The organism is Streptomyces sp. SDr-06 (assembly GCF_003324565.1).
Lineage (GTDB): Bacteria > Actinomycetota > Actinomycetes > Streptomycetales > Streptomycetaceae > Streptomyces.
In genome coordinates this window covers 213,740-225,044 of record NZ_QOLA01000013.1, presented here as the reverse complement: position 1 = coordinate 225,044, position 11,305 = coordinate 213,740, and the positions used below count along the sequence as shown (strand labels likewise).

At 73.7% G+C, this 11,305-nt stretch carries 11 protein-coding genes; 4 read left to right on the top strand and 7 right to left on the bottom strand.

Annotated elements, in window-relative coordinates; genetic code table 11:
* From DT019_RS25240 to DT019_RS25230, 3 genes are all read right to left on the bottom strand, one after another.
* Nucleotides 1-648: FAD-dependent oxidoreductase (locus DT019_RS25240; protein ID WP_114039177.1), on the bottom strand; the 648-nt coding region annotated here is incomplete at its 3' end.
* Complete coding sequence (gene panC, locus DT019_RS25235; protein WP_114039176.1) at nucleotides 645-1,631, bottom strand: pantoate--beta-alanine ligase; 987 nt, start codon at nucleotides 1,629-1,631, stop codon at nucleotides 645-647. The genes DT019_RS25240 and panC, both read right to left, overlap by 4 nt.
* Nucleotides 1,628-2,551 carry a Rossmann-like and DUF2520 domain-containing protein gene (locus DT019_RS25230; RefSeq protein ID WP_114039175.1) on the bottom strand — a complete coding sequence of 308 codons (924 nt, stop codon included), beginning with the start codon at nucleotides 2,549-2,551 and terminating at the stop codon, nucleotides 1,628-1,630. Before DT019_RS25230 ends, panC begins: the two co-directional genes overlap by 4 nt.
* A 131-nt stretch (nucleotides 2,552-2,682) precedes the next feature.
* On the opposite strand from DT019_RS25230, the gene DT019_RS25225 reads away from it, so the two are divergent.
* Nucleotides 2,683-3,885, top strand: a complete 1,203-nt coding sequence (locus DT019_RS25225; protein WP_114039174.1) for a threonine aldolase family protein — start codon at nucleotides 2,683-2,685, stop codon at nucleotides 3,883-3,885.
* Nucleotides 3,886-3,898: 13 nt separating this feature from the next.
* On the opposite strand, the gene DT019_RS25220 is transcribed toward DT019_RS25225, so the two are convergent.
* The gene (locus DT019_RS25220) at nucleotides 3,899-4,129 is read right to left on the bottom strand and encodes a hypothetical protein (RefSeq protein ID WP_114039173.1); all 231 of its coding nucleotides are present in this window, start codon (nucleotides 4,127-4,129) and stop codon (nucleotides 3,899-3,901) included.
* Nucleotides 4,130-4,275: 146 nt separating this feature from the next.
* On the opposite strand from DT019_RS25220, the gene DT019_RS25215 reads away from it, so the two are divergent.
* Complete coding sequence (locus DT019_RS25215; RefSeq protein WP_114039172.1) at nucleotides 4,276-5,388, top strand: DUF5937 family protein; 1,113 nt, start codon at nucleotides 4,276-4,278, stop codon at nucleotides 5,386-5,388.
* 11 nt (nucleotides 5,389-5,399) lie between these two features.
* On the opposite strand, the gene DT019_RS25210 is transcribed toward DT019_RS25215, so the two are convergent.
* From DT019_RS25210 to DT019_RS25200, 3 genes are all read right to left on the bottom strand, one after another.
* Entirely contained in the window at nucleotides 5,400-6,374 is a 975-nt protein-coding gene (locus tag DT019_RS25210) for a zinc-binding alcohol dehydrogenase family protein (RefSeq protein WP_114039171.1), read from the bottom strand.
* Between the two features lie 214 nt (nucleotides 6,375-6,588).
* Nucleotides 6,589-7,263: a response regulator gene (locus DT019_RS25205; RefSeq protein WP_114039170.1), complete on the bottom strand. Its 675-nt coding sequence runs from the start codon at nucleotides 7,261-7,263 to the stop codon at nucleotides 6,589-6,591.
* Nucleotides 7,264-7,370: 107 nt separating this feature from the next.
* The gene (locus DT019_RS25200; RefSeq protein ID WP_114039169.1) at nucleotides 7,371-8,579 is read right to left on the bottom strand and encodes a sensor histidine kinase; all 1,209 of its coding nucleotides are present in this window, start codon (nucleotides 8,577-8,579) and stop codon (nucleotides 7,371-7,373) included.
* A 231-nt stretch (nucleotides 8,580-8,810) separates the two neighbouring features.
* Here DT019_RS25200 and DT019_RS25195 point away from each other — a divergent pair, with 231 nt between their 5' ends.
* Both DT019_RS25195 and DT019_RS25190 read left to right on the top strand, forming a co-directional pair.
* Entirely contained in the window at nucleotides 8,811-9,752 is a 942-nt protein-coding gene (locus tag DT019_RS25195) for an SAM-dependent methyltransferase (protein WP_114039168.1), read from the top strand.
* A 409-nt stretch (nucleotides 9,753-10,161) separates the two neighbouring features.
* Nucleotides 10,162-11,304 (top strand): NADH-quinone oxidoreductase subunit D, encoded by a 1,143-nt coding sequence (locus DT019_RS25190; RefSeq protein ID WP_114039167.1) that lies wholly within the window; start codon nucleotides 10,162-10,164, stop codon nucleotides 11,302-11,304.
* Nucleotide 11,305: the final 1 nt, after the last annotated feature.

Below are 11,305 nucleotides of genomic sequence, written 5' to 3'. Positions count from 1 at the left end.
CGAGAACACCTGGCCCATGCCGCCCGTCGCGAGCACCACCGCGGGCGCGCGGACCGCGCCGACACCGTCGTGCTGCCCCTCGCCCATGACGTGCAGCGTGATGCCCGCGGTGCGGCCGTGCTCGTCCTTGAGGAGGTCGAGGACCAGGGCGTTCTCGATGGTCCGCACGGCCTGGGTGCGCACGGCCTCGACGAGCGCGCGGGAGATCTCGGCGCCGGTGGCGTCGCCGCCCGCGTGGGCGATGCGGCGGCGGTGGTGGCCGCCCTCGCGGGTCAGCGAGATCGCGCCCGAGTCGTCGGTGTCGAAGTGGGCGCCGGTGGCGATCAACCGCCGCACCGCGTCGGGGCCTTCGGTGACCAGGAGGCGTACCGCGTCCTCGTCGCACAGGCCCGCGCCGGCCACCAGGGTGTCGTCCAGGTGCTGCTCGGGGGTGTCGCCCTCGCCGAGGGCCGCCGCTATGCCGCCCTGCGCCCAGCGCGTCGAGCCGTCGTCGAGGCGGGCCTTGGTGACGACGACCGTGGCCAGGCCCGCCGCGGTGCAGCGCAGGGCGGCCGTCAGACCCGCGACGCCGGAGCCGACGACGACGACGTCCGCGTCGATGGCCCAGCCGGGGGCGGGGGCGTCGAGCCGTATGCCGGTGCTTGTCATGCCGGTGCTCCGAACGTGAGCGGGATGTTGTCGATGAGGCGCGTGGTGCCGACACGGGCGGCGACCGCGAGGATCGCCTCGCCGCCGAACCCCTCGGGGGCCTCCGTGAACGTGGCCGGGTCGACGAGCGCCACGTAGTCGACCATGACCGGGGGTTCGACCTTGGCCGCCTCGTCGAGCACCCCCTGGGCCACTGCCTTGATGGACGCGGGGGACGGCGCGGCCGCGGCGACCGCGTGGGCGTCGGCGGCGGCCCGGGCCTCGCCGATCGCGGTGAGCGCGTCGGCCCGGCCCGAGACGGCGCCGCCCGCGGTGGCCCGCGCGTGCAGGGCGTGTTCGGCGGCGAGCCGGTCGCGGGCCGCGAAGAGCGCGCGGGACAGGGCGCGGGCCGCGGTCCGCTCGGCTGGGTCGAGGTAGCGGTTGCGGCTGGACAGGGCGAGGCCGTCGTCCTCGCGCACCGTCGGTACGCCGACGATCTCGACCGGGAAGTTCAGATCGCGCACCATGCGCCGGATCAGCGCCAGCTGCTGGGCGTCCTTCTGCCCGTACAGCGCGACGTCGGGGGCGCTCAGGTGGAGCAGCTTGGCGACGACGGTCAGCATGCCGTCGAAGTGGCCGGGGCGCACGGCGCCTTCGAGGAGCTCGCCCATCGGGCCCGCCGTGACGCGCACCTGCGGCTCGCCGCCGGGGTAGACCTCGTCCACGGAGGGCGCGAACACGGCGTCGGCGCCCTCGCGTTCGGCGATGACGCGGTCCGCGTCCAGGGTGCGCGGATAGCGGTCCAGGTCCTCGCCCGCGCCGAACTGCAGCGGGTTGACGAACACCGTGACCACCACCTGCCCGTCGGGGCCGGCCAGCCGGCGCGCGGTGCGGATCAGGGTGGCGTGGCCCTCGTGGAGCGCGCCCATGGTCATGACGACGGCGCGGCGGCCGGTCCGCTCAAGAGCCGCGAGTTCGGCGGCCGTACGGACTAGGGCGGTCATCTGTCGTCTCCTTCGGCGAGCACACCGAGCAGATCCTGGGCGAGCTCGGGCTTCAGCAGTCCGTGGGCGAGCGCCCGGTCCGCGGTGGTGCGGGCCATCGCCAGGTATCCGGCGACCGTGCCCGGCGCGTGCCTGCGCAGCTCGGCCACGTGGGCGGCGACCGTGCCCGCGTCGCCGCGCGCGACGGGCCCCGTCAGGGCCGCGTCACCCGAGCGCAGCGCGTTGTCGAGGGCCGCGCCGAGCAGCGGGCCGAGCATCCGGTCGGGGGCGGCGACACCGGCCCGGCCCAGCAGCTCCATGGACTGGGCGACCAGCGTGACCAGGTGGTTCGCGCCGAGCGCGAGGGCCGCGTGGTAGAGCGGGCGGGCCGCCTCCTCGATCCACTCGGGCTCGCCGCCCATCTCGATGACCAGCGCTTCGGCGGCGAGCCGCAGTTCCTCGGGCGCGGTCACCCCGAACGAGCAGCCCGCCAGGCGCTGGACGTCCACGGCCGTGCCGGTGAAGGTCATCGCCGGGTGCAGGGCCAGCGGGAGCGCGCCGGCCCGCCGGGCGGGGTCGAGGACGCCCGTGCCGTACCGCCCCGAGGTGTGCACCAGGAGCTGGCCCGGGCGGATCGCGCCGGTCCCGGCGAGGCCCTCGACCAGGCCCGGCAGCGCGTCGTCGGGGACGGTGAGCAGGACGAGGTCGGCGCGCTGGAGGACCTCGGCGGGCGGGACCAGGGGCACGTCGGGCAGCAGGGCCGCGGCCCGGCGCACCGACGCGTCGGAGACGCCCGACACCGCGACCGGGCGGTGCCCGGCCAGCTGGAGGGACGCGGCGAGCGCGGGGCCGACCCGGCCCGCGCCGACGACGCCCACGGTGAGGCGGGCGGGACGGTCCGCCGGGCCGGGTTCGTGGCGGTGCTCTGGTGGTGCGTTCACGCGTGGGGGCCTTCCGTTCCAGTCCGCGAGGGGTACCGGACGCCAAACCAAAATCAAACGGCCCCGTCATGCTACGCCCAGGGCACGGAAACCCCTTTGGTTGTCCACAGGGTGTGGGCGATCATCGGCCCATGCCCGAAAGCGAACGGAACTCCCGCCCCGAATCCTCCGCCGACACCCCGGGCGGAGCGCCTCAGGAATCGCCGGATCAGGCCCTCCAGCACCGCCTGAAGGTCTTCCGCGGCGCCCGGCGCACGCTGGCGCACCAGTCGGTCGACCACACGCTGGCGGAGCGTCTGACGGCCCTCCTGGCGGACGGCGCCGAGGTGTACGACCTGGACGAGTTCACCGACATCTACGGCAATGGCGCGGTGGCCGAGCTGGAGCGCCGCACCGCCGAGGCGCTCGGCTTCCCGGCCGCCGCCTTCTTCCCCACCGGCACGATGGCCCAGCAGGTCGCGCTGCGCTGCTGGGCGGCGCGTACCGGGAACCCGACGGTCGCGGTGCACCCGCTCGCGCACCCCGAGGTCCATGAGCGCCAGGCGTTCAGCCAGGTCAGCGGCTTGCGCACGGTCCACCCGACCGACGAGCGGCGGCTGCCGAACGCGGCCGAGGTGCGCGACTTCGAGGAACCGTTCGGCACGCTGATGCTGGAGCTCCCGCTGCGGGACGCGGGCTTCGTGCTGCCGACCTGGGACGAGCTGGTCGCGGTGGTCGAGGCGGCCCGGGAGCGGGACGCCGTGGTGCACTTCGACGGCGCCAGGCTCTGGGAGACCACCGCGCACTTCGGCCGCCCGCTGCGCGAGATCGCGGGCCTCGCCGACAGCGTGTACGTGTCCTTCTACAAGACGCTGGGCGGTCTTTCGGGCGCCGTCCTGGCGGGCTCCGAGTCACTGGTGGCCGAGGCCCGCACCTGGCGCCACCGCTACGGCGGCCAGCTCTTCCAGCAGTTCCCGGCCGCCCTCGCGGGCCTGCTCGGCCTGCGCCGGGAACTGCCCGAGCTGCCGTCGTACGTGGCCCACGCCCAAGTCGTGGCCGGGGCCATCGCCGAGGGGCTCGCCGAGGCGGGCGTGCCGTGGTTCCGGGTGCATCCCGAGCCGCCGCACACCCACCAGTTCCAGGTGTGGCTGCCCTACGACGCCGAGGTGCTCAGCGCCGCGGCCCTGAGCCAGGCCGAGGAGAGCGGGGTCTGCCTGTTCCGGCGCTGGTTCCCGAGCCCCTCGGGCCCGGCCGACCTCGCCGTCACCGAGGTCACCGTCAACGCCCCGGGCCTGGCCTGGACCTCCGAGGACGTACGGGCCGCGGTGGCCGACTTCGTCCGGCGGCTGCCGTGACCGGCGGACGCGGTCAGCGGCAGGCGGGCGGGTGTCTGCGCGGGCGCGGCGGGGCGAACAGGTGGGCCAGGGCCGCCCGGAGCCTGCCGGTGGCGAGCCGGCCCGCCAGGACCGCCTCGAAGCGGCGGTAGTCCCGCAGCTCCCGCAGGGCGGCCACGTCGTGGGTGCCCGGCACCGGCGGCCGGGGCGTGCCGAGCCGGGCGGCCCGGTAGCTGTCGATCATGTGCTGCTGCATCGCGTCCATGGCTCCACGGTGAACCCGTTCCCGGCGTACGTCGCGCCGATTGACGAGCCGCGTCAAATGACGCCCTGACCAGCACCGTCGATTGACCGGGACCGTCAATCGACGGCCGCGTCGTCAGTGCCGGGGTGCACCATGGGCGCATGAGCGTGACCATCGACATCACGGGCCTGCCGCCCGAGCGCATCGGCTTCGCGATCTCGCCGCTGGCCGAGCTGGGCCTGGCCCTGCACGCGCTCTCCGAGCCCGGCCACCACCCGGGTCTGCACGGCTGGGTGACGGCCACGGCCGCCTCCCTCAAGCCCGACCTCGCGGACCGGCTGCACGAGGCGGAGTTCCTGTGGCGCAACACGTTCTCCGACGTGTTCATGCCGTTCGCGGGCATACCCGGCGGGGGCGGCGGCCCGGGCGCCACGCTCGCCGAGGAGCTCGACCTGCTCGACCGGCTCTCCGACGAACGGTTCGCCTCCGTCGTCCTGGAGTTCACCTGCTCCAGCCTGTACGCGGTCAGGACACCGTCCCCGCTGCACGACGCGGCGATGCGGGCGCGCGCCCTGGACATGGCGGCGATCCGGGGGCCGCGCCAAGTGGAGTTCACCCAGCGCCTGTTGAGCGACCCGGCGTCGGTGCGGGCCTGGCTGCGGCGCCTCCTGGAGGACTGCGAGCAGGCCTTCTTCGCTGACACCTGGCAGCGGGTGCGGGTCCAACTGGCCGCCGACGCCCGGCACAAGGCGGAGGTGCTGCGCCGCAAGGGTCTCGACGAGGCCCTCCGCGCGGTGTCGGCCGCCCTCAGCCTGGACGAGGGCGGGACGCGGATCAGCGTGGACAAGCTGACCGAGGGCCGCACCACCGCCACCGACCCGGAGGCCGGGGCGGGGCTCACCTTCGTGCCCACCTCGTTCGGCTGGCCGCATCTGATGGTGCTGCACGCACCGGGCTGGCGGCCGGTGATCCACTACCCGGTGCACGGGCCCGAACTGCCCTCGCCCGCCTCGGTCGAGATCCTCAAGCTGCGCATGGAGGCGCTGGCCCACCCGATGCGGATGCGGCTGTGCCGCAACCTGGCCCGCTCCCCCTACACCACGAGCGAGCTCGCCGACGCGCACGGGATCACCGCGCCCGAGGTCTCCCGCCATCTCGCCGTCCTGAAGAAGGCCGGGCTCCTCACCACCAGGCGGCGCGGCCGGTACGTACTGCACCAGCTGGACCTGACGGTGGTCGCCCGGCTCGGCAGCGACTTCCTGGAAGGGGTGCTGCGCTGAGGCCCTGAGCCTCAGGCCACCCGCAGCAGGAGCTTGCCCGTCGAGGTGCGGCCCTCCATCAACTCGTGGGCGGCGGCCGCCTCTTCGAGGGGGAACTCGGCGGTGACGGGCAGCTCCACCTGGCCGGTGGTGGCGAGCAGCAGCGCCCGGTCCGCGATCTCCCGCAGCGCCCGGGGGTCGCCCGCGGCGAGACCGAGGACGGAGAAGCCGGAGACGCTCAGGCCGCGCGGGTACAGCTCGGCCTGCCCGGCCTGCCACGCCTCCTCGCCGCTCGCGTTGCCGTAGGAGACGAGGCGGCCGAACAGCGCGAGCGACTCCAGACCGCGGCGCAGGGTCTCGCCGCCGACCGGGTCGAGCACCAGGTCCACGCCCCGGCCGCCGGTCGCCCGTCGGACGTCGGCGTCGAACGTGCCGGTCAGGAAGGCGTCGTCGTAGCCGTGCTTGCGGGCGTAGTCGGCCTTGCTCTCGCTGGAGACCACGCCGTACACCGCGCCCGCCCCGGCCAGCTTGGCGACCTGCCCGACGACGGTGCCGACCCCGCCCGCCGCACCCTGCACCAGGACGCTCTCGCCGGGGGTGAGCCGGCCCACCTCGTGGATCAGGGCGTGCGCGGTCGGCAGCACGGTGGGCAGCGTGGCGGCGGTGCGCAGGCTCACGCCCTCGGGCACCGGGAAGACGGTGACGGCCGGGGCGAGGGCCACGTCCGCGTAGGCACCGCCCTCGGTCATCGCGGTGACCTCCTGGCCGACCTCGAACCCCTCGACCCCCTCGCCCACGGCGCGGATGCGGCCGGACAGTTCGAGTCCCGGCACGAAGGGGAGCGACCCCACCCGGTACCCCACCGAACGCGCCTTGAGGTCGGCGAAGTTGATGCCGGTGTACGCGACGTCGATGCTCACCTCACCGGGCCCCGGCAGCGGCGCCTCCACCTCCACCAGCCGGAGCACCTCGGGACCACCGAACTCGTCGAACCTGATCGCACGCATGACGCCACTTCCCCGTACTCGCCTCGCACCGAAGGACCGGACGAGCCGATAGTACGACGGTCATCGAACTAAGGGAACCCTGTGCCGGAACTCCACGGGGATCGATCCGGGGCGAGGCGGGCCGAAAAGGGCGCCCAGCTCAACAGGGCTGCTGGATCGACGAGCTGATGGCCCGTCAGGCAGCCTCCCGAGACTCGGCGCATGCCGGGCCCGCTCAGCCCGCGCCGCCGCCCGCCCGCACCAGGCCCGTCTCGTAGGCCAGGACCACGACCTGGACGCGGTCGCGCAGGCCCAGCTTGGTCAGGATGCGGCCCACATGGGTCTTGACCGTGGCCTCCGACAGGACCAGGCGGGCGGCGATCTCGCCGTTGGACAGTCCCTGGGCGACCAGCAGCATGACCTCGCGCTCGCGCTCGGTCAGCTTCTCCAGCTGCTTGTGCTCCGGCTCCTTGCCTGCGGCCGGGAGCATCGGCGCGAACCGGTCAAGCAGGCGGCGGGTCGTCGACGGCGCGACCACCGCGTCGCCGCTGTGCACCGAGCGGATCGCGCCGAGCAGTTCGGCGGGCGGCACGTCCTTCAGCATGAAGCCGCTCGCACCCGCCTTCAGGCCGGAGAAGGCGTACTCGTCGAGGTCGAAGGTGGTCAGGATCAGGACCTTGGGCGGGTTGGGCGCCTCGCAGATGCGCCGGGTGGCCTCCACCCCGTCCAGCCTCGGCATGCGCACGTCCATCAGGACCACGTCGACGGCGGTCGCGCGCAGGATGTCGATCGCCTCCGCGCCGTCGCCCGCCTCCGCGACGACCTCCATGTCCGGCTGGGCGGCGAGCACCATCCGGAACCCGGTGCGCAGCAGCACCTGGTCGTCGACGAGCATCACGCGGATCGTCATCGTTCCCTCTCCATCGGGCCTTGCGGCTGGTCGAGCGCGTATAGGAAATCAGGGGCCAGGAAATCAAGGGTCAGGACATCAGGCTCGGCACATCAGGCGTCAAGCCATCAGTGGGCCGGTTTCAGCGGCAGCAGGGCGCTGATGCGGAAGCCGCCGCCGGGACGCGGCCCCGCGTCCAGGGTGCCCCCCACCATGCCGATCCGCTCGCGCATCCCGATCAGGCCGTGGCCCTGGCCGTCCGCGCCGCCGTCCTCGTACATCTCGTGGGCCGCGCCCCGGCCGTCGTCCTCGACGAGGAGGCCGAGCCCGTCGTCGAAGTACACCAGCCGCACGCTCGCCCCCGCGTCCGGACCGCCGTGCTTACGGGTGTTGGTGAGCGCCTCCTGCACGATGCGGTACGCCGTGAGCTCCACGCCGCTGGGCAGCGGGCGCGGAGTGCCCTCGATCTTGAAGTCGACGGTGAGCCCGGCCCCGCGGACCGTCTCGACCAGGTCCTCGATCTGCTGCACATCGGGCTGCGGCACGTACTCCCCCGCCTCCTGGTGCTCGCCCGTGCGCAGCACGCCGAGCAGCCGGCGCATCTCGGCGAGCGCCTGGCGCCCGGTCATCGAGATGGTCTCCAGGGCGGTCTTCGCCTGGTCCGGCGAGGTGTCCATCACGTACGCCGCGCCGTCGGCCTGCACGACCATCACCGACACGTTGTGCGCGACCACGTCGTGCAGCTCGCGGGCGATCCTGGCCCGCTCGGCCGCGACCGCCACCTTCGCCTGCGCCTCGCGCTCCCGCTCCAGCCGCGAGGCCCGCTCCTCCAACTGCGCGAAGTACGCCTTGCGGGTGCGCATCGAGTCGCCGAGCACCCAGGCCAGCACGAACGGGACGGTCATGATCACGACGAAGAAGACCTTCTCCGTCGCCGTGTTGACGCCGCCGGTGTCCATCCAGCGGAAGTGCGACAGCGGCGCCGCGCACAACCCGCCGAGAAGCGCGACCCGCGAGGCCCAGCGCTCCCCCGCCGAGGCCACCGTGTACACGATGACCAGCATCGCGAAGTCCTGGATCTGGGGCTGCACGTCGAGCGCGAGCTGGGCCAGGCCCAGGACGATCGCGAGCAGCAGCATCTTCTCGGGCACCCGGCGGCGCAGCGCCACGACCGTGCCCATCCCGACCGCGATCAGGACCTGGACGCCCCAGGAGGCCTGCCTCGGGTCATGTGCCGCCGCCGCGATCTGAAGGCAGGAGAACCCGAACAGGATGACGGCCCAGAAGGTGTCGACCCCGGTCGGGTGTCTGCGGATGAAGTCATAGAGGCGCTGCACGTAACCCAGCGTAGGGAAAGCAGATAGGTGCAGGGGTCAACCGCCGGGGCGATCCTGGTCCCGTCCGCGTACTCCGCAAGGTGGAGACTTGGCCCCGTGACGGATGAGACGTGTCAGCACTCCCCCGATACGAGCGAACCGCGCCCGCGCGCCGCAGCCACGGGGCGGGCCGCCGGGCGCCTCCCGGAGGGCGCCCGCGAGGGCGGCCCCGCACCCGGTGCGACGGACGGCGTGGGCGTTCCGCTCGGGTGGCGGGAGGCGACCGAGCGGGCGCTCTACGGGGACGGCGGCTTCTATCTGCGGCCCGAGGGACCCGCCGGGCACTTCCGTACGTCCGTCCACGCCTCGCCGCTCTTCGCGGGGGCCGTCGCCCGCCTCCTCACGGAGGTCGCGGCCCCGCTCGGCCCCGGCCCCGTCGACCTGGTCGACGTCGGCGCCGGGCGGGGCGAACTGCTCACCGGTGTGCTGGCCGCGCTGCCCGCCGGGTTCCCCGTCCGCGCGTACGCCGTCGAACGCGCGGCCCGCCCGGCCGGGCTCGACCCGCGGATCGACTGGCGCGACACGATCCCCTCGGGCATCCGAGGTCTGCTCTTCGCCAACGAGTGGCTGGACAACGTGCCGGTGGACGTGGCCGAGGTCGACTCCGAAGGGGTGGCGCGGCTGGTCCTCGTACGGCCCGACGGCACCGAGACCCTGGGTGCGCCGGTCGCGGGCGCGGACGCCGAGTGGCTGGACCGCTGGTGGCCGCTGACCGAGCCGGGCACCCGGGCCGAGATCGGACGGCCGCGCGACGAGGCGTGGGCGGGGGCGGTCTCCTCGCTCGACGCGGGGTTGGCGGTGGCGGTCGACTACGCGCATACGAAGGGGGCGCGGCCGCCGTTCGGAACGCTGAGCGGGTTCCGGGGCGGGCGGGAGGTGGCGCCCGTGCCGGACGGGTCCTGCGACATCACGGCGCATGTCGCGCTGGACGCGTGCGCGGGGGCGGGGGCGGAGCTGGTCACCCAGCGCGAGGCGCTGTCCCGTCTGGGCGTCTCGGGGGCGCGGCCCCCGCTGTCCCTCGCGTCGTCCGATCCGGCGGCGTACGTGCGGGGGCTTGCCGCGGCGGGAGAGGCGGCAGAGCTGACCTCGCGGGGCGGGCTGGGCGACTTCGGCTGGCTGCACCAGCGGGTATGACCCGGGGGCCCTCCCCCACCCCGCCCCTTCCCTAAACCCTCCGGGGGTGAAAGTGCCCTGGGGCTCCGCCCCAGACCCCGTTCGCGCCTGAACGGCGCTCGTCCTCAATCGCCGGACAGGCTAAAAATGCCCATGCCGGACAGCACCGGTACCGCCAGGGGCGCGGGGAACTGCGCGAGAAGCGAGCACGATCCGCAGATCGAAGGGACTTTTGGGGACGCGGGGAACGGCGCGACCCGCAGACGAAAACGGGCTCAGGGGCGCGAGGAACTGCGCGAGAAGCGACCACGGCCCGCAGGCCGAAGGGGTTGAGGGGCGCGAGGAACTGCGCAAAGCGCCCTGGCCGGGAGGTGGGGCGGGGCGCAGCCCCGGGGGGACGGGGGCTGGGGCCCGGGGGATACTGGCCCCCATGACGGAGACGACGGTCGGCATCGGAGGCGGGGCAGAGAGCACCGACATGGTGCTCAACATCGGCCCCCAGCACCCCTCCACCCACGGAGTGCTACGCCTCAAGCTCGTACTGGACGGCGAGCGCATCCAGCACGCCGAGCCGGTCATCGGCTACATGCACCGCGGCGCCGAGAAACTCTTCGAGGCCCGCGACTACCGCCAGATCGTCATGCTGGCCAACCGCCACGACTGGCTCTCCGCGTTCTCCAACGAGCTCGGCGTCGTCATGTCCGTGGAGCGCATGCTGGGCATGGAGGTCCCCGAGCGCGCCGTGTGGACCCGCACCCTGCTGGCCGAGCTGAACCGGGTCCTCAACCACCTGATGTTCCTCGGCTCGTACCCGCTGGAGCTCGGCGGCATCACCCCGGTCTTCCACGCGTTCCGCGAGCGCGAGGAGCTCCAGGCCGTGATGGAGGAGGTCTCCGGCGGCCGGATGCACTACATGTTCAACCGGGTCGGCGGCCTGAAGGAGGACCTGCCGCTCGGCTGGCTCGGCCGGGTCCGGCACGCCGTGGCCTCGGTGCGTTCGCGCATGGACGTGTACGACCGGCTCGTCCTCGGCAACGAGATCTTCCGGGCCCGCACCAGGGGCGTCGGCGTGCTGTCCGCCGAAGCCGTGCACGCGTACGGCGTCAGCGGCCCCATCGCCCGCGCCTCCGGCGTCGACTTCGACCTGCGCCGCGACGAGCCGTACCTCGCCTACGGCGAGCTGCAGGACACCCTGAAGGTCGTCACCCGCACCGAGGGCGACTGCCTGGCACGCTTCGAGTGCCTCCTGGAGCAGACCCACAACGCCCTCGACCTCGCCGACGCCTGCCTGGACCGGATGGCCGAGCTGCCGCCCGGGCCGATCAACCAGCGCCTGCCCAAGGTCCTCAAGGCACCCGAGGGCCACACGTACGCCTGGACCGAGAACCCGCTCGGCATCAACGGCTACTACCTCGTCAGCAAGGGCGACAAGACGCCGTACCGGCTGAAGCTGCGCTCGGCCTCGTACAACAACATCCAGGCGCTCGCCGTGCTGCTGCCGGGGACGCTGGTCGCCGACATGGTGGCGATCCTGGGCTCGCTGTTCTTCGTCGTGGGCGACATCGACAAGTAGC

Coding starts and splice junctions, on each gene's coding strand:
- panC (WP_114039176.1), bottom strand. CDS start 1,631: ATGACCGCCCTAGTCCGTACGGCCGCCGAACTCGCGGCTCTTGAGCGG.
- DT019_RS25225 (WP_114039174.1), top strand. CDS start 2,683: ATGCCCGAAAGCGAACGGAACTCCCGCCCCGAATCCTCCGCCGACACC.
- DT019_RS25220 (WP_114039173.1), bottom strand. CDS start 4,129: ATGGACGCGATGCAGCAGCACATGATCGACAGCTACCGGGCCGCCCGG.
- DT019_RS25210 (WP_114039171.1), bottom strand. CDS start 6,374: ATGCGTGCGATCAGGTTCGACGAGTTCGGTGGTCCCGAGGTGCTCCGG.
- DT019_RS25205 (WP_114039170.1), bottom strand. CDS start 7,263: ATGACGATCCGCGTGATGCTCGTCGACGACCAGGTGCTGCTGCGCACC.
- DT019_RS25190 (WP_114039167.1), top strand. CDS start 10,162: ATGACGGAGACGACGGTCGGCATCGGAGGCGGGGCAGAGAGCACCGAC.